The organism is Gordonia amicalis NBRC 100051 = JCM 11271 (assembly GCF_000332995.1).
Taxonomy (GTDB): domain Bacteria; phylum Actinomycetota; class Actinomycetes; order Mycobacteriales; family Mycobacteriaceae; genus Gordonia; species Gordonia amicalis.
On sequence record NZ_BANS01000014.1, the window covers coordinates 66733 to 89354 of the forward strand.

Sequence of the window (22622 nt, forward strand, 5' to 3'; positions counted from 1 at the left end):
GGGGTGCAGGCACGCCGGCGACGCGCCGGGCACGACGTTGACACAGGGGGACGAGATGGCCGATGTCCGCAAGGCGAGGGCACTCTTCGAGCTGGGCGTCCTGTCCTTGAACATCCCCGTCGACGGTCAGGAGCCGATCAACAACCCCGCACAGGCCGCCAAGGCGTTCACCCGCGCCACCGAGTGGGATCCCTCGCTCGGTGACGCCTGGATCGGCCGCCTCGCCTGCGGGGACAGGAGCGACGAGGTCCTGCTGGGACTGTATCGGGCACGAGCGACGATCGGCGCCGAACAGCGTCGGCTCGGCCTTCCCCCGGGCACCATCGCAGGTCGCTGGGACACCGGACTGCACATCGACTACCCGGCGATCACCGCCGTCGACGCCACTGCCGCATTTGCGTCCAGTCTGATCCGCGGTGCCGACTACTCGGGCGCCGAGGAGGCGCTCGACGAGATCCCGCCCGCCCATCGGTTGCCGATCGTGGAGTTCGTCCGCGCTCACCTCCACTACCGAACACAACGATGGCCCGATGTGCTGACCGCCCTCACCCGCTCGGACCGGTGGGGCGACACGGTCATGCAGTCTGTGGCCGACTTCATGGCCGGATCAGCGTGCGTGCACCTGGGGATGCTCGGCGAGGGCATGCGTCGCCTGCAGAACGCCATCGACGGTCCGGTCGCGGGCTGTTCGGTCAGCGCGATGTACGCCTACGGCCTGGCGCTTCGCGAGCAGGGTCACGAGGAGAAGGCCAAGGCCATGCTCGAGCAGGTCTACGCGCGCAATCCGGCGCACACCGCGGCGGCGCAGGCCATGCGGTCCCCGACGATCCGCGTCCTCCGCACCACGCCCGAGGAGATCGCCGCACGCACCGACCGCTGGGACCCCGCCTCGGTGCCGGACCGCAATCAGACCACGGTGTCGCCGGTCGGAGCCGAAGGCGTCGAGAACGAGCTGGTGACCGATGCCCAGCGCGAACTGGAACAACAGATCGGACTCGAGTCGGTCAAGCAGCAGGTCGCCAAGCTGCAGTCGGCTGCCACCCTCGCCCGGGTCCGCGCCGACCGCGGACTCTCGACCTCGGCGCGCAGCCTGCACCTGGCCTTCACCGGGCCGCCCGGTACCGGCAAGACGACCGTCGCCCGGATCGTCGCCAAGATCTATTGCGGGCTCGGCTTCATCAAATCCGACAAGGTGGTCGAGGCGACCCGGCGCGACCTGGTCGGCGAACACCTCGGCTCCACCGCCATCAAGACGTCGGCGCTCATCGACTCGGCCATGGACGGCGTCCTGTTCATCGACGAGGCGTACACCCTGATCCAGAAGGGTTTGTCGGGTGGCGACGCGTTCGGTCGCGAGGCCGTGGACACGCTGCTGGCGCGGATGGAGGACGACCGGGATCGTCTGGTCGTGATCATCGCGGGCTACGACTCGGAGATCGACCGGTTTCTCGCTGCCAACGACGGACTCGCGTCGCGTTTCGCACGTCGGGTCCGATTCGACTCGTACACCCCTCGAGAGCTCGCGCAGATCGGCGAGTTCATCGCGCGCAAACGCGATTCGGTCCTCACCCCGGAGGCGGTCGCCGAACTGGAGCAGGCGTGCGCGCCGCTCTACCACGATGTCCGCGACCACGATGGCGGCACGCGTCGGGCCACAGATCTGGCCGGCAACGGCCGATTCATCCGCAACATCGTCGAGGCCGCCGAGGAGGAGCGCGAGTTCCGGCTCAGCACGGCCGGCGACCTCGCCTCGTTGTCCGCAGACGATCTGATGCGTATCGAACTCGACGACATCCGGTCCGCCATCTCCGGCGTGCTGTCGGGTTTGAGGCGCTAGCGGCCCTCGCCCGTCCGGCCACTTCCGCTCGTTTCCCCAGAGAGGTTTCCCATGCTCATGTCCTGCACCCGCTTGATCCGATCCGGCCTGCTCGCCGGCGCCCTCGCCCTGACCCTGTCGCTGGCCGGATGCTCGTCCGACGACGCCGAACCCGCACCGTCCGCGACCACCGCGAAACAGACCGCCGGCACCGAGCAGACCACCGGAGACACGGGGCAGCCCACAAGAGAACCTGCCACCTCGGGAGCACCGTCGAGCGCCGTCCAGAGTTCCACCGCCAAGGCCCTGAGCTGCCGCGACTTCCGGGCACTCGAAGACGATGGGCGTGCGGCCGCCGTGGCGGCACTCGGGGTGAAGTCCAACGCCGATCAGGTCGCCACCGTCGCGGCGACGGTCTGCCTCAGCCGTCTCGACGACAAGGTCGCCGATGTTGTCGGTGAGCTCGTGCCCACACGCTGATACGTTCGTTGACCATGAGTGTCCGACCGTGGTCCCTCCTGCACGGCCCGTTGTTCTCCCGCGGCCGTCCACTGGACCGCGAACACGCCGCGCCCCGCATCAGCGCGTACATCTACGGCAACATCCTGATCCTGGCGGCGCTGATCCCGCTGCACCTCAACGACGATTTCGTCGGCATCCTGATCGTGCTCGGCACAGCCGCGTCGACCTTCATCGCACATGTCTTCGCCGAGGCGGTGGCGCGACGGGTCCACGACGGCACCGTCCACCCCACGAAGACGACGGTGCTGCACCACCTTCGGGATTCGGTGCCGATCCTCTCGTCGGCGTCGGTGCCGTGTCTCATCCTGGCGGCGGCATGGGTCGGCTGGCTCGAACCGCGCACCGCCCAGCTCGCCGCCGAGATCGTGATCCTGCTGCGCATCGGCGGAACCGTCTTCGTCATCGACCGCCTGAACAACGAAAGACCCAACCGCGCAACGCTGATCGGGGCAACCGCGGTCACCGTGCTGGCAACCGCCATCGTCGTCGTGAAGGTGTTCCTGACGCACTGATGTTCATGGCGCACCGACCAGCGGTGTCTGCGGCCGACCCGCGGATCAGCTGCGCGCGGTGAAGCTCATCGGCATCGAATGCCAGCCCTGGGTGGGCCAGGTGCCGCGCTCGGGGGTCCCGTCGACCTTGAAGGTGTCGATGCGCTCCAGCCAGGTACTGAGGATCGCACGTATCTCGATGCGCGCCAGACCTTCCCCGAGACACCGGTGATTTCCGGAACCGAAGCTGGTCAGCTGGGTCTTGCCCGGCCGATCGATGTCGACGGAATCGGCGTCGGCGAAGACGTCCTCGTCCCGGCTTCCCGACGCCCACATCTGCAGTACGCGCTCGCCGGCGCAGATCGTCCGACCCCCGATCTCCACGTCCCGAGTCGCCGTACGCGCGGTGGCCTGCGTGGGGGCGAAGACACGCGCGAACTCGCCGACCGCCTTGGTGATCAGTTTGGGGTTGGCGCGCAACTGCTCTCGTAGCTCGTGATTCTCGGCCAGATGCGCCAGCGTGGCGCTCGTGACGTCGGCGGTGGTCTCGAACCGCCGACGATCAGCAGTATGAAGGTGCCGAAGATCTCCTCATTGGTCAGCGGCCGTCCGTCGATGTCGGCCTCCATCAGCGCCGACATCAGATCGTCGCCGCCGGGCTCAGCCTTGGTCTTCTCCATCCGGAAGAAGGGAGCGACCAGGGCACGGTAGTCGGCGTGCTGGGGCGGATCGGACTGGACCGGAAGCCATGGAAAGACTCCCCCGGTCCTGTCCGGAACGACGAACACCTCTGCTGCACTGAAGGTTTCCGGATCGCCGGCAACCTGTTCGATGTCGGCGTGTTTGAAGACCGCCCACGCGCCGCCGAACTGCTCGGTCCAGGCAACCGGGCACTTGCCGCGCATTTCCTTCTGGACCGCGAAAGGGTCTGCAAGGTTCGCCTCGGACAGCGGATCCCAGTCTGATGTGACATTGGCCATGAGGGGGATTCCTAAATCTATTGGGCTTCAACGACACACCTAGTGTGGCAACGATCACCCCAACAGTCAAGGGACAACTTTGTACCTTATTCGGCGGGGTCCCGGCCGGTGTCCGCGCCGAGCGAGATTCCGTGCATGATCAGCGACGACATGTGTCGCACAACGACTTCGTCGTCAGCGTCTATCGAACCCAGTACCGAGGAGTCCATACTGACGTAGCCCATCACCATGCTGATGAGCGCTCGCACCGTGATGTCGGCATGCTCCGCCGGATACCCGTGCGCGGCGATGGTGCGCACCGCGATCTCCAGCACCGCGCTCATGCCCTCATCGATCGTCTCCCAAACCTGCTTGCGCACTTCCGGTTCCAGCTGTTCGCCGGAGAACATCAACAGTCGGAGGACACCGGTGTGATTGCGGCTGTTCTCGAACAGGTCGGAGATGAACTCGTATACGAGCTCCAGTTCGGGCGGTTCCTCGGCTAGACGATCGGCCCAGCGGCTGGTCCAACTGTCGGCGAACTGCAGCAGCGGCTTGGTCATCACCTCCGCGAAAAGATCGGCCTTGGTGGCGAAATGCCGAGTGAGGACCGACCTGGTGACGCCGGCACGACTGGCGATGGCCGCCATCGTCGCACCCTTGTAGCCGAGGTGACTGAACTCCTCCTCGGCCGCGACCACGATCAGGGCCTGCAGGTCCGACGAACGTCGCCGAGTGGTGGGGCTCATGGATTGACGACGTTGGCTACTCATGGATCCGATGATGCACCACGCCGCCGTCCGCTGTCATCGACGCCGATCACACCGGTCCCAGATCATTCCGTCACCGATTCATCGGCCTCCGGTCGGCAGTTCGGCATTGACTCCGGAGATGTCGATGATCTTCCAGTCCTTCGACTTGTCCAGTCGCAGCTTGTATGTCGCAGTCGACTGGATACCGTCGGGAGCCTGGGTGTTCTTCGTGGTGACGCCGACGAAACAGTCCACGGAGTACACGTCGCCGTCGACCGACGTGGTGACCGCGGCTATCGGCTCCGCCGTCGACGTCCACTGCAACGGTGTGACGATCTGCTCCATCGACGTGGCTGCCTGGGTCAATCGGGCGGCCATCTCCTCCGAGGTCCCCTCGGTCAGTCGGGATCGCCAGGCCGGCAGGTCCTTGAAGTCGATCGCGGCGGCACCCTTCGCATAGTCCAGAGCAACCTTCTCGGCCTGCGATTCCGCCGTCGCAGCCGCCTGCGTCGCGGCCAATTCCTCACTGCGCGAGTGCAACTGCCAGCTGACGAAGGCAAGGGCCGCGACCAGGGCGAGGATCACGCCGCCGACGATCACCGACCGCAGGGACACCTGATGCCCGCGCGCCCGGTCCCCCGCGGCGTCGCCCGGCACTTCCGTACCGGAGCCGCGAGCACCGCCGGCAGAGGTCGCCGGTTCCGATCCTTTCTCCAGCACTGCGATACCCGACGTCGTCGTGCTCGCTGTGCCGTCCTCGCCCTTCGTGTCGTCCCTGCGTTCTGGGTCGTTTTCCATGGTCCGCACCATTTCTCATCCGTTCGTGTGGCTGGCTGCTGTCATCTGCCGAGTTCTTCCGGCAGGTCGTGTATCAGGACCCGGGCACCCCCACTTCGACTTGGAGCGACCCGTTCCGGACCGCGCCCAGCGCACGGCCGAGCACCGCGCTCGGGTCGACCGTGCGCAACGCGCCGGCGCTGGCGCTGACCGTCGGCAGGAGGTTGTCGCCGATCACCTTGAGATCTGCGGCGGTGTTGTCCAGGAACTTCTGGAGTTCCATCAGGAACGGTCCGGCACCATCCTCGATTCCGGTGGCCAGCGGCCCGCCGCGGAACACCGCGAACTTCAGCGCGTCCTGGAGGACACCGAGATTCCGGCCGAACCCCTCGGCGGCCGGGGCAGCCCCGCGGAACGCGGCCGGGATCTCTCCGCTCCTCATGAGCAGCGGCTGCAGGGCGCTGAGCAGCGTGGTGAGATTGTCGGCCTGACCACCGATCGGCGAGGCCAGACGCTCACCGGCGCGGTTGATACTGCCCAGCACGTACTGTTCGTCATCGGTGCACACCCCGCCATCCGTGCACGGACCGGGCAACGCCACGTCGAGGGTCTCGAAGATCTTTCCCACGCTCTTGGGGTCGACCTGTTCCAGCAGTCGGGTGACACGCTCGGACAGATCCTTGAACGTGGACGGATCATCGACCTGCGACCGGCCGATCACCGCATCCTCGGCGATGTACGGGCCGGTCGCCACCGCCGGGGTGACCGCCACGTAGGGCTCACCGAGCGCCGACAGGGTCTCGATCCGGAACGTGCTCTCGGTGGGGATCTGATACTCCGGACGGTATTTCATACCGATCGTGACGCCACGCGCAGACGGACGGACCGATGCCACGGTGCCGATCTCGACGCCGCGCAACAGCACTCGTGCTCCGGGGACGAGACCGTTGCCGTCCGAGACCTCCATGGTGGCCCTCCGGTCGTCGCTCTCCCGGCTGACCGGGAGCCCGAGGGTCCCCATGTAGACGAAGGCCAGAACACCGATCACGAGCATCCCGGCAATCGACAGCATCGACTTCTTCATCGCACCGCTCCCAGCATCCGCAAGAGGTTCTCCACATCGCCGATCAGCTGTTCACCGCCACCTCGTGCCGTCACCGACGTCACATCGACCGATGGGTTGGATGCGAACGGAAGCGACACATTACGGAGGAAGTCCGAGGTCTTGATCGCCAATCGCGGTCCATCGTCCACGATCCCACGGACGCCGTCGGACGTGGCCGCGAGAGAAGCATCGGCACCAGCCAGATCCCGCCCTCGAAGATGCTGCCGATCGAGGGCAGCAGATAGGCGATGTGGACCAGGAAGCTGTCGGCATCACGCCGCCAGTAGGTCGCCGCCTCGGCGCCGAAGATCTTGGTCAGCTCGTCATGGCGCTCACCGATCGCCGCGGCCGAAGCGTTCATGCCGGTCAGGAAACGATCGATTTCACCGGTATTGCGTCCCAGGTCTCGCAGATCCACCGACGTGACCGTCGCGAGCCGGCGCAGATCCGGGCGCTTGGGCATCACGTTGTTGATACGCGCCATCGCGTCCTGGATCTGGGTGATGGTTCCGCCGTTGACGAAGTTGGCCAGTACCGCCAGTGTGTCCTCGAGCGGGGGTGGCGACACCGTGCGTTCCACGCCGATGACCGACCCCGGCTCGAGATACCCCCGGGCACCGGTCGAACCGTCGTCTCCGCCGCCCGCCGGCGGGACGAAGGCGATGTAGGTGTCACCGAGAAGGGTGTTCTGCCGGATGACGGCATCGGTGTCAGCAGGAATGCGCGTGCCCTTGCGGATTCGCGCCACGACCTCCACGTAGTCGTCGGTCAGCTCGGGCCCGGTCACCTCGCCGATACGCTGTCCATCGGCGACGACATCGGCACCGTTCGGCAGCGACAGGACACTGGCGAATCGGACCGACACCTCGTAGCCGTCGCCCGTTCCGGGACGTACCGACGGCAGGTCATCGGGACCGATCGCGCACCCCGCGAGCACGATCGTCATGACCATCGCCGGAATTGCCACCGGCACACCCCGGCGGATCGTCCGCCGACCCAGGCGAGAGAACCATGCACTCCGTCTCATGACCGACCCCCCAGCAGGACCATGTCCAACAATGCGTCACCCCGGAACTCGCTGACCGCACCACGTCTCGTACAGGTGTTGGGTCGCAGCCTGTTCGCCTGAGCGCACAGTTCCGGGGAGACGTCGGACACGCGAACCGTGGGCGGTGTGTAGCGGACCGAGAATCCGCGCCCCTGGCCGTGTGTCTGCTGGCGCACCGCCTGCGCAACCGCGGGGATGGTCGAGACCAGCGACGAGATGTCCGGCGCGCGAGCGGCCGCCAGGGAGATCGCCTGGGTCACCGGACCATGCACGACCGGCCAGATGTCACCACCGTAGTTCCGCTCGATGTCGTACAGGGTCGCCACGGTCCAGGCGACGCCCTTGGTCAGTTCCGTCGCACCGGTCCAGAGTTCGGTGCCGACCTCGAGGATGTTCGGCGCCTGGGTGAGGATGGACTCGATCGCACCCCAGTTCTTCAGCGCATCCTCGCTCAGCGGTGCCATGTCGGAGATGACACTGCCGATGTCGGCGATCACCTTGTCCGGGTTCTGCGCCGCCTCCGCCGCATTCGTCATGACGTCGCGGGCGTGCGGCCCCACCCCGCGGAGCGCGTCGGCGAGTCCGGTCACGGCTCCCCGGACATTCTGGCCCTCACCTGCGGGGGCCAGGTCGTCGACGAAATCCGCTGCGGAAGCGGATATCTCCGAAATCGTCTTGGGCGTGTAACTGTTGGTGAGGGCGATGCATCGGTCCCCGGTGAGCCGAGGACCCGAGGCATAGTTCCCCACGAGCTCCAGACTCCGGTCGGCCAGCAGCGACTTGGACCGGATCACCGCCTTCACATCCGCGGGAATCGCACGGGGCGTGTCGATCTCGAAGGTGACCAGGACGCGGTCGCCACGTGGCTGCACCGCGGCGACCCGGCCGATGCGGTATCCCATCTGTGTGACCGGATTGTCGGCGTACAGACCGGTGACATCCGGCATCTCGGCGCAGAATTCCCCGGTGGTGGGCGGGAGTTCATCGGCGGCCAGCGCGGTGCCGGCACAGCCGGACAGCGCGAGAGCTGCCACGACCCCGATGATTCCCAGGTTCGGACGTCGCATCATCAGCACTTCCTCCCGGCGACCGGGATACAGATATCGGAGGCGAGCACGGTCCCGCCTTTGAGTTCCTTGATCCCCTCGGGACCGAGCCAGCCCGCCAGCTGATCTCGCAGCGCGGTCAGCTTGTCGACGCCCGGTCCCATCGTGTTCTGCGCGGTCTCGGCGATCTGCCGGAACTGATTGATCGCCGCGACGACCTGATCGCTGTGATCCAGGTAGTAGGCCTCGAGCGGTTGGATCGACATCAGAATCCGTCCGAGCCGCGCATACGCCTCGTTGAACCCCACGTGAGTGTTGTTGTAGGTCGAGAGCACGATGTCGGTCTGTCGCAGCAGATCGAAGATGAATGCCCGGTTGGCCTCGAACACCTCGAGGTACTCGGTGCTCAGCGCCGCGATCGCGTCGACCTGTGATCGCTGGCGGGCGATGACACCGGTGACGCTCCGCATTCCGTCGACCATGTCCCGCAAGGACGGCGACTGCCCGTCCAGGGCATCGGCGACCTGACCGAGATTGCCGTCGATGTCCGTGGCGTCGACGTTGTCGGTGACCGTCGGCACCTCTTGGATCACGTCCCCGATGCTGTAGGGAACGCTGACCGCACTGGACTGAATCCAGTTGTCCCCCAGTGGAACATCCCCCAGCGGAATGAGCGTCGCGGCGTAGCCGCCGACCGGTGTCAACATCCGGACCTCGACACGGGAGCGATCCCCGATGAAGATCTCCTCATCCACCTCGGCGGTCACCCGGACCTCGTTGGCGCCGAGTTCGAGGCCGGTCACCTTGCCGACGTTGAGCCCGGCGACGCGCACGTCCTGCCCGACCGCCACCGACGACACGTCATCGGTGAGGAAGGTGAACTGCTTCTTCCCCGGGGGATTGACGTAGACGACGACGATCACGGCGGCGACGACGATCACCGCGACCAGCAGCGCCGCCCCGATCATGACCTCCCGCCCGACCCGCTTGGTCAAACGTCCCAGCATGGCCGGTGTCATCCTGCGCGCATACGACGACCTCGCTTCCGTCGAGCAGCAGCTCGACATCGGACGGCAGATCCGCGAGCCCGTTCGCACAACTGCGTCCGGAGTGATCGATGCCGGCCGGGACCTGGAGACCGGCAACCGCCACCGGGATCATCCGGAGCGCCTCGGCGGCTTGCGGAATCGAGCTGAACGCATCGGTGAGCAGCTTGTCGACGTCGAGCCCGGGCCGCAGTCCGAGGTTGCCCATCAGCCGGTCGATCGGCTCGGTGAAGGCGGGTCCGTAGCGATCCGTCTTGTAGAACTCCTCCAGAACGGTCATTCCATTGGCGACCGGGATCTTGACCGAGTGAAGGAACTCCATGACCTCCGGGGTCCGGCCTCCCATGGTGTCGGCGATCCGCGCCATGTTGGCGGTGAGCGTGGAGATCAACCGTTCACGGTCCGTCGCGAACCGGGACAGTTTCGCCACGTTGTCGAGCATCGGCGCCAGTCCGCTGCCGTCTCCCTGCAGGATGGCCAACGCGTTGTCGGTGAACTCGTTGACCTCGTCGGTGCGCATCGTCGCGAGTACCGGCTGCAGGCCGTTGAACAGTTCGGTGATGTCGAAAGAGCCCGTCGTGCGGCTGAGCGGGACCGTGTCCACCGGCCGTCCGGCCGGCCCGAAAGCGACGTCGACATATCTTGCGCCCGTGAGATTCTGGTACTTCACGGTCAGCCGCGAGTTCTCCGTCAGCCGATACGACTCGTCGAGGGTGAAGTCGACCTCGGCCACGCTGCGCCCGTCGACGCGGACGATGCGCGTGTCGGTGATCTTCCCGATCCGCACCCCCTTGGTGCGCACGTCGCCGTTGATCCGCAGTCCGGAGATGTCGGAGAACTCGGCCCGGTAGGTCCTCGTCGGCTGCTCGACCGGCCGCCCCAGCGTCGCCAGGCTCTCACGCGGTGCGCGCCGTAGATACTTCACGATGGGCGTCAACGGGTTTCGCACGCGACGCCGCCGTCCGGCGCGCTTCTCCTCGTGCGTCGGCGAGTCGACCGGCAGCGCCGGGCTCACCGGCGCAACCGACCTCAGGGCGGTCGTGGCTGTCATGGTCACCTTTCCGGGAATGGGCATCGACAACTGGTCGTGCGCTGGGACTGTTCGAGCACGGCTGGATGAGAATCGGGATGTATGACGAGCGGCTTCGGCGAGTGTGCGTCTGCCTCGCGGACGGGCGTGATGCCCCGGCGTGGGGCGGGTTCTCCGGTCAGCCGGCGGCGACCGCCTTGCCATCGCGAGCACGCTCGGTGACCTTGACCAGATTGCGTTCACCGTCGACCAGGATCCGGTCACCCTCGCCGATTCTCCGGGTTCCGCTCTCGGTTCCGATCACGTAGGGAACCCCGAGCTCGCGGGCGACGACCGCGCCGTGACTGGCCGATCCCCCGATGTCGATGACCAGGGCCTCGGCCATCGCCATCAGTGGCGCCCAGCTCGGATCGGTGAAGCGGCACACGAGGATGTCGCCGTCGTCGAGCTCGATGTCCTCGGACGGGTCCGACAGGACCCGAGCGCGGCCCTCGACGACCCCACCGCCACTGGCAGCACCCGAGAGTTCAACCGCGCCAACGTCATCGGCGTCGTCGTCGATCCGCTCCGGCTCGGGCATGCCGTAGAACGCGACCGGAAGGACCATCGCCTTGTAACCCTCGCGCGTGGCTCGACGGGTGTCGACGATCCGCTGGGCGTCGGACAGGCGGCCCGCGGCGAGATCCTCACATTCCTCGACCGTGAGGAAGAAGACGTCGTCGACCTCCCGGAGCGCGCCGAGGTCGACCTGCTGGCGGCCGAAGGTCCGGGCGGCGGCGCGGGCGCGGTCGATCGCGATGAGGTAGGCGGCCTTTCCGACCTGCAGTGATCGGATGACGTCACGCATCTTGCGGACGAGCCACCGCGTGACGGGTCGCTGCAGAGCCGGGGTCGCCGCGAGCAGCCGCGCCTCGGCCGCGGACCCGACCTGCTGCGTGGCCGACGCTCGCGCGGCCGGCCGTTCGGCGCGCTGCGCGAGTGACGCGGCGAGTGATCGCACCGCTCGAGGGTCCTCACGCCACACCGTGGCGAACAGATTGCCCTCGTTGGGGCCGTGGTATCCCCACGAGGACAAGAACTCCGCCTCGCCGATCTCGCCGCGCCCGAGCCGCCACAGGTCATCGGCCATCCTGGCTTCGTTGAGATCGCCCACGCCGGAGAGCAACTGGTCGACGAGTCCCGGTTCGCCGAGCTTCTCGGCCGCCCCGGTCACCGCACTCTGGGCTCCCTGGAAGATGAAGCGCCACACGCAGTGCACGCTGAAGACCCGTTCGAAGTCAGCACGGGTCTGCACCAGACGCTCGATCGGGGTCTGGCTCGGCTCGCCGTCGACGACCGTCGCCAGCCAGTCGGCGTACATCTCCTCGTAGAGACGTTCCAGACGCTTCCGCGTCCGCATGAGCGCGACCGGCGCCTTCGCGGCGATCACCGGGACGCGGCCCGGACTGCCGGAGAACTTCGGCGCGTCGGGTCGCACCGAACCCATGAGATCTCGCTCGAAGTCGTCGGCACTGAGTCCCGGCACCGCCGCCATCGTCTTCTTGATGACGTCCACGTTCAACGCCTGACGCCCGTAGAAGCAGCTGACGCCCAGTTCATTCGGATCGTCGGACACCACGAGCTTGCTCCGTGGGATCACTCCGAACGAGTACATCGGATACAACAGCCCCTGCTCGGTCGCCGGGCCCCACAGGCTCCAGCACATCGGTGACATGACCTCTGGGCAGGCCTCGCCGAGATTGGTACTCGTCCAGTAACGGCCGGGCTCCGAGGAGCCCTTGATGGGATCGGTGGGTGTGGGCACGACTGCTCCTTCACGGCTTCGCACAGTGTGACGCCTGTGATCGGCTTCCCCCGGGGAAGGCAGCTCCCTCGCTGAGATGTGACGCCCTCGGGAAGGTGACTGTGATCGCTGACACAACAGTTTTACTCTCGCAATAGACTGTTTGTCTATAGATAAACGGGAATTTAGGGGCAATTTTGTCCCTTAGGCATTTCTGGGGCCGTGACGTGCGATAACTGCACCGTCCGACTGGTCCCCGATCACTCAGGCCGGTGCGAACACGTCCCGACCTCCGCGAATGTGGATGCAGAATCCGCGATCGTAACGATCCCCGGCCGGGATCACCTACGAATCACACCACGAACCGTGGGAACTCGTGATCACTTTCCGAGTACGCGCCGGCGATCAGCCGCCGGCCCCCTCGGTCGTGACGGTGAGGATCGCCTCGGTGAACTCGGGACGGCAGATCACCAGGTCGGGCAGATACGTGTCGTCGTTGTTGTAGACGAGCGCCGAACCGTCGATGCGTCCGCACCACAGCCCCTTCGCCCGGGCGACGGCCACCGGCGCCGCGGAATCCCACTCGTACTGGCCGCCCGCGTGCACGTAGGCGTCGGCCTCACCGCGGACCACCGCCATCGCCTTCGCTCCCGCCGATCCCATCGGCAGCACTTCCCCCGCGACCGCCGCCGCGACCTCGTCGGCGAAAGCCGGCGGCCGTGAACTGCTCACCACGACGCGGGGCACGTCGCTGCGTGGTCGCGACGCCAGTCCCGACGTCGGTTCGACCTCGGTCTCGTCGTCGAGGTAGGTGACCCCGAGAGCCGGGAGCGCCACGGCCCCGGCGATCAATCCGCCGGTCGCCGACCACAACGCCACGTGCACGGCCCAGTCCGCGCGGCCGGCACCCGGCTCGTACGTCCCGTACTCACGCGTGCCGTCGACCGGATCGACTATCCAGACCCGGTCGGCGTGCAGCCGGGACTTGTCGTCGGCCGATTCCTCCGACAGCACCGCGTCGTCCGGCCGGGCCTCCGCGAGGCGTCGCAGGAGGAACTCGTTGGACCGTGCATCTCCGGCCCGGCCCAGTTCCTTGCCGGTCAGCCCACTGGTCCGGCGGATGTCCAACAGGAGTTCCCCTGCCGCGGTGGCCAGTTCGCCTGCGAGTGCTCGATCGTCGGTCACGCTGTGTCCCTCTCTGGCGGTTGGGCTGGTCCACCGGCGCCCCGGTGTCCGGTCATGACATACCCACCGGCATCGCGGGCGAACCAGGGCGTCACAGTCCCAGGTTACGGAGGACCATCTCGGCGACGTCGGCAGGCGCGCCGTCCTCGGGGGTGATGACGAGTTCGGCGTGCGTCGGCCGTTCGTAGGGCGAGTCGATGCCGGTGAACTGACTGATCTCGCCCCTACGGGCCTTGCCGTACAGCCCCTTCGGGTCCCGGCGCTCACATTCCTCGAGCGGGGTGTCGACGAAGATCTCGTAGAACGGCAGGCGTCGCTGTGCGTGGATCTCCCGAGCGCGCTGCCGTTCCTCGGCGAAGGGACTGATCAGCGAGACGATCGCAACCGCACCCGAATCGGCGAACAGGGCCGCCACCTCACTCGTCCGGCGGATGTTCTCGCGCCGGTCGTCATCGGAGAAACCCAGATCGGAGTTGAGTCCGTGGCGCAGGTTGTCCCCGTCCATCAGGTAGGCGGGTCGGCCCTCGGCGACGAACCGTCGCTCGAGTTCGACGGCGAGGGACGACTTCCCCGACCCCGACAGCCCGGTCAGCCAGATGGTGGCACCGCGATGCGCCCGGTGCTCGCGGGCGACCTTGCCGGACTGCCACACGACGTGGCTGTCGTGGCTGACCGGCGCGGTGATCATGCCCGCGCCGACGGTTCGGTTGGTGACCTCGTCGATGAGGATGAAACTCCCGGTGTCACGGTTGCGGCGATAGGAGTCGAACATGACCGGCTCCTGGGTGTGCAGGGTCACCCGCCCGATCTCGTTGAGCGACAAGACCTCGGCGTCCTCGTCGCGATGCAGCGAGTTGACGTCCAGCCGGTAGTTGAGCCCGGTGATCTGCGCGCGGGTCAGCCGCGTTCCACACAGGAGCTGATAACGGCTGTGTCCGCGGAGCTCGGTGTCGTCGTCGAACCAGCAGACCATCGCATCGATCTCGCGCCCGACGTACGGCCGGTTGTTGGGCCGGGCCAGCATGTCGCCACGCACGATGTCGATCTCGTCGGCCAGTTCCACCGACACCGCCATCGACGAGAACGCCTCGTCGACGGCGGCTCCGCCCGGACCCCAGATCTCGGTGATCGTCGTGCTGAAACCGCTCGGCAGGACCACGACCTCGTCGCCCTTGGCGAAGACACCGCCCGCCACCGTGCCCGCATAGGCACGATGGTCGGCACCGTCGCTGCGTTGCGGACGGATCACGTACTGCACCGGCAGTCGCGCGTCGATGAGATTGCGGTCCGACGCGATGTAGACATGTTCGAGATGGTCGAGCAGCGGCCTGCCCCCGTACCACGGCATCGCCGCCGACTGCTCGACGACGTTGTCGCCGCGCAACGCCGACATCGGGATGAAGGTGAGGTCCACGACGTTGAGCTTGGTCGCGAAATCCGCGAAGTCCGCACAGATCTCGTCGAACCGTTCCTGAGACCAGTCCACGAGGTCCATCTTGTTGACGCAGACCGTCAGGTGCGGGATCCCGAGCAACGAGGAGAGAAACGCATGCCGCCGAGTCTGTTCCAGCACTCCCTTACGCGCATCGACGAGGATCAGCGCGAGGTCGGCCGTCGACGCGCCGGTCACCATGTTGCGCGTGTACTGAACGTGACCCGGGGTGTCGGCGATGATGAATTTCCGCTTGGGCGTGGCGAAATACCGGTATGCGACATCGATCGTGATGCCCTGTTCCCGTTCGGCGCGCAGTCCGTCGGTCAGGAGGGCGAGGTCGGCGTATTCGTCACCCCGTTCCGCACTGGTCCGCTCGATCGATTCGAGCTGATCGGTGAAGATCGCCTTCGAGTCGTAGAGCAGCCGGCCGATCAGCGTCGACTTCCCGTCGTCGACCGATCCCGCGGTGGCGAGCCGCAACATCTCGGTGGCGCCCCTGACGTCTGGAACGCCCCTGCCGGCATCGACCCCGTGCATCAGAAGTAGCCCTCCTTCTTGCGATCCTCCATGCCCGACTCGGAGATCCGGTCGTCGGCGCGCGTGGCCCCGCGCTCGGTCAGCCGGGTCACCTCGATCTCCTCGATCACCTTGCCGACGTCGTCGGCCGTCGACAGGACGCAACCGGTGCAGGTGGCGTCGCCGACGGTGCGGAACCGCACGGTCTCGGTCCGCACCTCCTCCCCCGGAAGTTCTTGCAGGAAGCGTGTTCTCGCCAGCAGCATGCCGTCCCGGGGGATCACCTCCCGCCGGTGGGCGTAGTAGATCGACGGCAGATCGATGTTCTCTTCGGCGATGTACTGCCAGATGTCCAGCTCGGTCCAGTTCGACAGCGGGAACACCCGGATGTGTTCGCCTTTCGAATGACGACCGTTGTACAGACGCCAGAGTTCGGGGCGTTGATCGCGCGGGTTCCACGCGCCGAACTCGTCTCGGAAGCTGAAGACCCGTTCCTTCGCGCGAGCCTTCTCCTCGTCGCGCCGAGCTCCACCGAATACGGCGTCGAAGCGGTTCTCGGTGATCCCGCGCAGCAGCGCCGTGGTCTGCAGGCGGTTCCGGCTCGCGCCCGGCCCGGTCTGCTCGACGACCCGTCCGGCGTCGATGTCGTCCTGCACGGAGCTGACGATCAGCCGGACGCCGGTCTCGGCGACCACGCGATCACGGAACCGGATCACCTCGTCGAAGTTGTGTCCGGTGTCGACATGCATGAGCGGGAACGGGACCGGCGCCGGCCAGAACGCCTTGCGTGCGAGGTGGAACATCACCACCGAGTCCTTGCCGCCCGAGAACAGCAGGGCCGGGCGCTCGAAGGTGGCCGCAACCTCCCGGATGATGTGGACCGCCTCGGCCTCCAACGCGGCCAGGTGGGACAACTCGTACCCGTGACGTTCCATCCGGTCGGGCGTGTCGGTCGTGCTCGCCACAGTGCGCAACCCCCTTGACATGTCGAATATTCGACACTAAGTGTTGATAATGTGACATCGACGGTAGGCGACTTCTCCGAGGCGCGTCAACCGGCACGCGCCGGGTCGCCACCGACCGCACGCGTGGTGGCGATCGTCGAACTGCTCGCGGAGGCGAACCAGCCCGCACTCACCCTCGCCGAGATCGTGCGCCGCACCTCATTGTCGCGCGCGACCGCCCACGCCATCGTCTCCCAACTCGTCGAACACGGCTGGCTGATCCGGGATCAAGCGGCCGGCACCTTCGCCATCGGCCCGGCCTTCGCCATGCTCGCCCGCAACCTGGGCGGCGCCGACCATCTCTTGCGGTGGGCCACACTCACGGTGCGGGAGCTGTGCGCACGGTTCGATGTCCCGTGCTTCGTCGCGCGCCGCACCGCACCCGACGTCGTGACCCTCGCCGCGCACGCCTTTCCGCCGCATCTCACGCCCGACGCCGGACTGCATCCGTGGTTGCGCGACGGCGCCCGCATCCGCCTGCGCCCACCCATCAGCCGGGAGTTCATCGCGTGGGATTCCGCGCAGGCACAGGCGGCCTGGATCGCGCGCGCGCCCGAGTCGAGCCGCACTCGCCTCCGGCTCGCCCTCGACGCCGTGGCCGAACGCGGGTACTCGATCGAACGGATGACCGCCGACCACGGGGCGATCATCGATGCGCTCGGCTCGCTGGACACCGTCTCCGACAGCCTGCGGGCCCGGGTCGACGACCTGCTGACCGAACTGTCGGTCATCGATTATCTACCCGACGAACTCGACGCGTTCGCCGCCGCCGGCGCCGAGGTGCCCGTGGTCACCGTCGGCGCACCCGTCTTCGACGCCGCCGATCACGTCACCGCGGCAATCGTGACCTGCCCCAACACCGCGCTTCGAGCCGACGAACTACGCGAACTGGCCGAGGCCACCCGTGACGCGGCACGTGGGATTTCGGCGCATCTCCACTGAATCTCACGACTCGATTCGGCCCGATCGTGATGTACACTACGTCTCTATTATTTATAACTAGAGAAGTTCCGTGGTCCATCCCCGCGCCTCCTCCTGCCTCACGGCAGGTCCCGCGCGTCACCCCGATCGCCGAGGAGGCTCCATGTCGATCGACGACAGAACCCCCGACGTCATCTCCGACCCGGTCGATTGGGCTGCCCATTTCTGGGATCAGCAGGCCCTCGACGGCGATGAGAGGCGTTTCCTGACCCTGACGTCGCTGTTGCGTTACCAACGGATCGTCGCCGATGCGGTGGACGTGAAGCTGAAGGCACACGGCCTCAACATGACGGACTACCTCCTGCTCATGACGCTTCTCCTGTCCGAGACCGGCACCCGCCTGATCTCCGCGCTCGCACGCAACCTCCTGGTCCACGCGACCACCGAGACCCTCGCCACCGACCGCCTCGAGTCCAGGGACCTGCTGGAGCGGAGCCCCCACCCGACCGACCGCCGCGCCACCTGCGTGACCATCACGGACAAGGGACGCGACGCCGCGCGCGGTCACCAGTGCACTCACCGCCGACGAGTTCGGCATGCACGGCGGCACCGATCAAGACGTCGAACAGCTGCGCGCCGCTCTGACCGCGATGCGACAGTCCGTCGGCGACGCGTAGAAACGAGCCTCCAGATGCCCGACGTGATCACCAGACCCTGCTGCAACGACGCATCGTGCGTGAGCGTGTGCCCGGTCAACTGCATCCGCCCGACGCCCGCCGATCCCGACTTCTTCACCGCGGAATCCCTGTACATCGATCCGGACACCTGCATCGACTGTGGTGCCTGCGTCGACGAATGTCCGGTGGACGCGATCCTGCCGGAGGAATCCCTACAGCCCGCCGACGAGCCCTACCTGCGGATCAACGCGGACTATTACCGCGATCACGACGTCGAGGGAGGGCTGGTCGACAGCCCACGGCAACCGAAGCTGCCCCCGGGTGACCTGCACGTGGCGATCGTCGGCGCCGGACCCGCGGGCCTGTATGCCGCCGAACAGCTCGTCCGCACGGCGCGGATCTCCGTCGACATGTTCGATCGCCTGCCCACACCCCACGGCCTCGTGCGTGCGGGGGTCGCACCCGATCATGCGCTGACCAAAGGCGTCGAGAAGAACTTCGACCGCGTCGCGGCCAAGAAGAACTTCCGTTACCTGCTCAACGTGACCGTGGGGCAACACATCCGGCACGAGGAACTCGCCGCGCGCTACCACGGGGTGATCTATGCGGTCGGAGCCGCGCACGATCGTCGGCTCTCGATCGCGAGTGAGGATCTCCCCGGATCAGCGTCGGCAACCGACTTCGTCGGCTGGTACAACGGACATCCCGACCACGCCGGCGCGACCCACGACCTGTCCGGCGACCGCGCCGTGGTGATCGGCAACGGCAATGTCGCACTCGACGTCGCCCGCATCCTGGTCACGGCACCCGAGGTGCTGGCCACCACCGACATCGCCGATCACGCACTGGAGCAACTGAGGTCGTCGTCCATCACCGAGGTGGTGGTGCTGGCGCGGCGTGGTATCGCACACGCGGCGTTCACCAACAGCGAGTTCCTGGCGCTGGGCTCCATCGACGGTGTCGACGTGGTCATCGATCCGGAGGAACTGGTACTCGACGCGACCACCGAGGCGCAGCTCGCCGCCGGCACGCTCGATTCCACCGTGGCCACCAAGATCCGTCTCGCGCAGGAGTTCTCCGCACGTCCGCGGGTCCCCGGCCGTCGTCGGATCGTGTTCCGCTTCCTCGCCGACCCCGTCGAGATCGTCGGCGAGGGAAGGGTTTCCGGCATTCGAGTCCGAAAGAACCAGTACGCCGCGGACGGTACGACGGTGACGCCCACCGACACGGTCACCGAACTCGCCACCGGGCTGGTGTTGCGCTCGATCGGCTACCGCTGCGTCCCCGTCGACGGTCTGCCGTTCGACCCGGACCGTTCGGTGGTCCCCAACGAAGCCGGCCGAGTCACCGACGCCGACGGCGCGGTCATCCCCGGTCTGTACGTCACCGGCTGGATCAAGCGGGGTGCCACCGGCGGCATCGGACGGAACCGGGCCTGCGGCCAGGAGACGGCATCGGCGTTCCTCGACGACGTGGTCGGGGGGAAGCTGCCCGAACCGTTCGCCTCACGCGACGACATCGAATCCCTCGTCGCCGACCGCGGCGGCCACCCGATCGACCTGGAGGGATGGAAGCGCATCGACGCGACCGAACGGGCGGCGGGCAAGGCCGCGGGACGACCGCGGGTCAAGCTGGTCGACGCGGCCGCCATGACCGCTCTGGCGAGTCCGGTCACGGCCTGACGACCGGCCGGCGGTGCCGGCCGGTCGACGATCACACCGTCTCGATGCGTTCGGTCCCACCGGAGCGCATCGAACGGAGCATCGCCATGTGCACCGCCGTGTTGGCGACCCCGTCGTCGAACGTCGCCGGCCCGGCCGCGGCAGGGTCGTTGCCACCGGACAGAATGCGCTGCCGCACAGCCTCGTACATCACGCGCGTGGGTTCGCGGAGCATCCCCGAGGCACCGGAGAGGGCACGGGACAGCGTGTTGGTCGACACCAGATCGGTGATCGTGGGATCGGTGGCAGCAGCGTCGCGGGGTGCCGCAGCGGCCAGGACCCGCCGGCCCGAACCGTCATCGACGACGATCGACCCGTCCGGGTCGGTCCATATGCAGCCATTTGTTCCGCTGATCCGCTGAACGCTCAGGCCGGAACCCGCGGTCCCCACGGAGCTGAGGATGGTCCCGACGGCCCCGGCACAGGTCACGAACTGCGCCGCGAACGTGTCCCCGACATCCCAGTTCCGTTCGGTCACCTGCTGCTCGAGAACCGTCACAGAGGCCAACTCCCCGAGCAGCCCGCGGATCTCGTCGATGAGGTGTTGCACCTCTGCGTTGAACCATCCACCGAACGCGGCCCGCTCACCGAACCACCCCGGGACCGTGGCGCCGACCCCGGCGAGGGTGCTGCTCAACCGGGTGTGGGTGAACAGCTTCGGTGCACCGATCAGCCCCGATCCGACCGCCTCGCGCGTCGCGATCCGGTCGCCGAGGAAACGGAACTCGTGGCCGACCACGCCGAGCACACCGGCCGCACGCACGGCGTCACGCATCCGCTTCGCATCGTCGAGCGAGTGTGCAAAAGGCTTCTCGCACATCACGTGCCGTCCGGCTTCGGCCGCCCGGATCACGAGCGGGGCGTGAGTGTCCGGAGGGGTTGCCACCACGACCAGGTCCACAGCGGGGTCGTCGAGCACCTCGTCGAGGTCGACGGTGGCGCGGTGCACCCCGGCCGCTGCCGCCCGCTCCTCCGCACGTTCCCGATCACGGCCGACCAGCCAGCGGACGTCGATCCCGGCGTCCCGCATCGCCGGCGCGTGAGTGAGCAGGCCCCAACCGGTGCCGACTATCGCCGCACCCACAGGTCTGTCATCGGATACCACTCGACCTCCGTCCACCACTCCGGGGCCTGGCGCGCCGGATTTCTGCACATCGCAGATTAGTCTACGTCTAGATATTCGTTATCTAGATGTTTCGGGGGTACTCCACCATCGCCCGACCCCGATTCGCGAAGAACGTGACGAAAATCCGCCCCCTTAGCGAAAATCGCCAGGAGTCGGATCGACGACCGACCGCCGCCGACACGCGAGGAGATCGAAGATGGCACGGACGACGGCGTTCACCAGGCTGGCCGCGGCAGCCCTGGCGCTGGCCGCCGCCGCAGGCCTCGGACTGTCCGGCACGGGCGAGGCCGCAGCGTCCCGTGAGTTCCCGGTCTCCACCTGCATCGGGCCCAGCCCGAACGTCATCGACCTCCCGTTCATGGTCCGCCGCGCCATCGTCGACACCTACGCCGGGAACGCCTACATCGCGGCCGACTTCCCGAGCTACTTCCCCGGCGGCTACCAGTCGTCGTTGCGGACGGACTGGCACAACCAGTCCACCGGCAAGCGTGGATCGAAGCTCAGCAACACCCGCGTCCGCCCGCCCTATCAGGGTGTCCACTACTTCGTCATCCCCGTATCGCAGATCGGCCGGGGCCGGGTCGACGTCACGTTCAGCGCGGTCAACAGCAACGCCCTGTGGAGCGTGCCGTCCACCAGTTGCCGCGGGACCATCGTCGTTCCCTGATCCTTCGGATGCGACGCAGCCTCCCCCACTACCAACCAAGCACTTGCTAGGTTACGCTCGTGGACATGAGTGATGCCGCCATCCCGCCCGCACTCGGACCCGATGACCTCGGCCCGGACACCACTCCGGTCGCCTATGAGGTCGGCGGTCCCGAAGGTGCCGTCGCGTACGTGACCCTGAATCGTCCCGAGTACCGCAATGCACAGAACTCGGTCATGACGTATTCGCTCGACGCCGCCTTCCGCAAGGCCGTCGAGGACACGGCCGTGAAGGTGATCGTCCTGCGTGCCAACGGCAAACACTTCTCGGCCGGGCACGACATCGGCACCCCCGAGCGCGACTTCGACACCTACTACGAGAACGCCGCCGTCCTGCACTGGGATCACACCGACAAGACCGGCGCCGATCAGCGTCTCGCCCGCGAGATGGAGGTGTACATGGGGATGTGCCGCCGCTGGCGTGACATCCCCAAGCCGCTCATCGCGCAGGTCCACGGGGCGTGTATCGCGGGTGGCCTGATGCTGGCCTGGATCTGTGACTTCATCGTCGCCTCCGACGACGCGTTCTTCTCCGACCCGGTTGCGCGCATGGGCATTCCGGGCGTCGAGTACTTCGCGCACGCGTACGCCCTCGGTACCCGCCGTGCCAAGGAGATCCTGTTCACCGGTGAGCGCTTCACCGCCACGCAGGCCGCCGACTGGGGCATGGTCAATCACGTCACGCCGCGGGATCAGCTCGAGTCCAAGGTGAACGAGATCGCCGAGAAGGCGGTCGCGATGCCGATGCAGGGCCTCTTCCTCAGCAAGAAGGCCGTCAACATCTGCGAGGACCAGATGGGTCTGCGCAATTCGATGGACTCGGTCTTCGGCTGGCACCACTTCGCCCACTCGGCCAACGCCGAGGCGTCGGGCGGCGATTCGCTGGGCGGGATGGACGCCAAGTCGATGAAGGCCGCGGGGTCGACAGCGAACGCGGCGTCGGGATCGGATAGCTGA

General features: G+C 67.0%; 21 protein-coding genes and 1 pseudogene. 8 read left to right on the forward strand and 14 right to left on the reverse strand.

All coding sequences use genetic code 11. The features are described 5' to 3' along the window. Positions 1-55 precede the first annotated feature (55 nt). The 3 genes from eccA to GOAMI_RS06850 are packed head-to-tail and all read left to right on the forward strand — an operon-like array spanning position 56 to position 2850. Positions 56-1837 carry a type VII secretion AAA-ATPase EccA gene (eccA, locus tag GOAMI_RS06840; protein ID WP_006435707.1) on the forward strand — a complete coding sequence of 594 codons (1782 nt, stop codon included), beginning with the start codon at positions 56-58 and terminating at the stop codon, positions 1835-1837. A gap of 51 nt (positions 1838-1888) precedes the next feature. Then, positions 1889-2296, forward strand: coding sequence for a hypothetical protein (locus tag GOAMI_RS06845; protein WP_006435708.1), 408 nt, complete (start codon positions 1889-1891; stop codon positions 2294-2296). A 14-nt stretch (positions 2297-2310) separates the two neighbouring features. Then, positions 2311-2850, forward strand: coding sequence for a hypothetical protein (locus tag GOAMI_RS06850; RefSeq protein ID WP_006435709.1), 540 nt, complete (start codon positions 2311-2313; stop codon positions 2848-2850). Positions 2851-2895: 45 nt separating this feature from the next. Here the strand turns inward: GOAMI_RS06850 and GOAMI_RS06855 are convergent, their stop codons facing one another. The 13 genes from GOAMI_RS06855 to cysD all read right to left on the reverse strand — a co-directional run bounded on the left by GOAMI_RS06855 (position 2896) and on the right by cysD (position 16446). Beyond that, positions 2896-3309 (reverse strand): cytochrome P450, encoded by a 414-nt coding sequence (locus tag GOAMI_RS06855; protein ID WP_006435710.1) that lies wholly within the window; start codon positions 3307-3309, stop codon positions 2896-2898. Then, positions 3288-3809, reverse strand: a complete 522-nt coding sequence (locus GOAMI_RS06860) for a cytochrome P450 family protein (RefSeq protein WP_006435711.1) — start codon at positions 3807-3809, stop codon at positions 3288-3290. Before GOAMI_RS06860 ends, GOAMI_RS06855 begins: the two co-directional genes overlap by 22 nt. An 86-nt stretch (positions 3810-3895) precedes the next feature. Beyond that, on the reverse strand, positions 3896-4537 hold the full coding sequence (locus GOAMI_RS06865) for a TetR/AcrR family transcriptional regulator (protein WP_006435712.1): 642 nt from the start codon (positions 4535-4537) through the stop codon (positions 3896-3898). Positions 4538-4639: 102 nt separating this feature from the next. Next, positions 4640-5338, reverse strand: coding sequence for a hypothetical protein (locus tag GOAMI_RS06870; RefSeq protein ID WP_210738011.1), 699 nt, complete (start codon positions 5336-5338; stop codon positions 4640-4642). A 73-nt stretch (positions 5339-5411) separates the two neighbouring features. Continuing rightward, complete coding sequence (locus GOAMI_RS06875; protein WP_006435714.1) at positions 5412-6401, reverse strand: MlaD family protein; 990 nt, start codon at positions 6399-6401, stop codon at positions 5412-5414. A gap of 79 nt (positions 6402-6480) precedes the next feature. After that, positions 6481-7389 (reverse strand): MlaD family protein, encoded by a 909-nt coding sequence (locus tag GOAMI_RS06880; RefSeq protein WP_255219184.1) that lies wholly within the window; start codon positions 7387-7389, stop codon positions 6481-6483. A 56-nt stretch (positions 7390-7445) separates the two neighbouring features. Continuing rightward, positions 7446-8540 carry an MlaD family protein gene (locus GOAMI_RS06885; RefSeq protein WP_006435716.1) on the reverse strand — a complete coding sequence of 365 codons (1095 nt, stop codon included), beginning with the start codon at positions 8538-8540 and terminating at the stop codon, positions 7446-7448. After that, the gene (locus GOAMI_RS06890) at positions 8540-9484 is read right to left on the reverse strand and encodes an MlaD family protein (protein ID WP_006435717.1); all 945 of its coding nucleotides are present in this window, start codon (positions 9482-9484) and stop codon (positions 8540-8542) included. The genes GOAMI_RS06885 and GOAMI_RS06890 overlap by 1 nt, the downstream gene beginning before the upstream one ends. Continuing rightward, positions 9378-10613, reverse strand: a complete 1236-nt coding sequence (locus GOAMI_RS22530) for an MlaD family protein (protein ID WP_006435718.1) — start codon at positions 10611-10613, stop codon at positions 9378-9380. Before GOAMI_RS22530 ends, GOAMI_RS06890 begins: the two co-directional genes overlap by 107 nt. A 157-nt stretch (positions 10614-10770) precedes the next feature. Continuing rightward, positions 10771-12396: a PEP-utilizing enzyme gene (locus tag GOAMI_RS06900; protein WP_006435719.1), complete on the reverse strand. Its 1626-nt coding sequence runs from the start codon at positions 12394-12396 to the stop codon at positions 10771-10773. Between the two features lie 384 nt (positions 12397-12780). Further along, positions 12781-13560, reverse strand: coding sequence for a 3'(2'),5'-bisphosphate nucleotidase CysQ (locus GOAMI_RS06905; RefSeq protein WP_006435720.1), 780 nt, complete (start codon positions 13558-13560; stop codon positions 12781-12783). 91 nt (positions 13561-13651) lie between these two features. Beyond that, positions 13652-15532, reverse strand: coding sequence for an adenylyl-sulfate kinase (cysC, locus tag GOAMI_RS06910; protein ID WP_006435721.1), 1881 nt, complete (start codon positions 15530-15532; stop codon positions 13652-13654). Then, complete coding sequence (gene cysD, locus GOAMI_RS06915; RefSeq protein WP_085950440.1) at positions 15532-16446, reverse strand: sulfate adenylyltransferase subunit CysD; 915 nt, start codon at positions 16444-16446, stop codon at positions 15532-15534. The genes cysC and cysD overlap by 1 nt, the downstream gene beginning before the upstream one ends. A gap of 81 nt (positions 16447-16527) precedes the next feature. Between cysD and GOAMI_RS06920 the strand changes: the two genes are divergently transcribed. The 3 genes and pseudogenes from GOAMI_RS06920 to GOAMI_RS06925 all read left to right on the forward strand — a co-directional run bounded on the left by GOAMI_RS06920 (position 16528) and on the right by GOAMI_RS06925 (position 19795). Next, on the forward strand, positions 16528-17457 hold the full coding sequence (locus GOAMI_RS06920) for an IclR family transcriptional regulator (protein ID WP_006435723.1): 930 nt from the start codon (positions 16528-16530) through the stop codon (positions 17455-17457). Between the two features lie 346 nt (positions 17458-17803). Then, positions 17804-17896 (forward strand): annotated as a pseudogene (locus GOAMI_RS23735) (MarR family transcriptional regulator); the annotation flags it as partial. Between the two features lie 231 nt (positions 17897-18127). After that, positions 18128-19795, forward strand: coding sequence for an FAD-dependent oxidoreductase (locus GOAMI_RS06925; protein ID WP_006435724.1), 1668 nt, complete (start codon positions 18128-18130; stop codon positions 19793-19795). A 31-nt stretch (positions 19796-19826) separates the two neighbouring features. Here GOAMI_RS06925 and GOAMI_RS06930 read toward each other — a convergent pair whose 3' ends face one another. Then, positions 19827-20939, reverse strand: a complete 1113-nt coding sequence (locus tag GOAMI_RS06930; RefSeq protein ID WP_006435725.1) for a Gfo/Idh/MocA family protein — start codon at positions 20937-20939, stop codon at positions 19827-19829. A 217-nt stretch (positions 20940-21156) separates the two neighbouring features. Between GOAMI_RS06930 and GOAMI_RS06935 the strand changes: the two genes are divergently transcribed. Both GOAMI_RS06935 and GOAMI_RS06940 read left to right on the forward strand, forming a co-directional pair. Next, positions 21157-21627, forward strand: a complete 471-nt coding sequence (locus GOAMI_RS06935; protein ID WP_006435726.1) for a hypothetical protein — start codon at positions 21157-21159, stop codon at positions 21625-21627. Between the two features lie 65 nt (positions 21628-21692). After that, positions 21693-22622, forward strand: a complete 930-nt coding sequence (locus tag GOAMI_RS06940) for an enoyl-CoA hydratase (protein ID WP_040004639.1) — start codon at positions 21693-21695, stop codon at positions 22620-22622.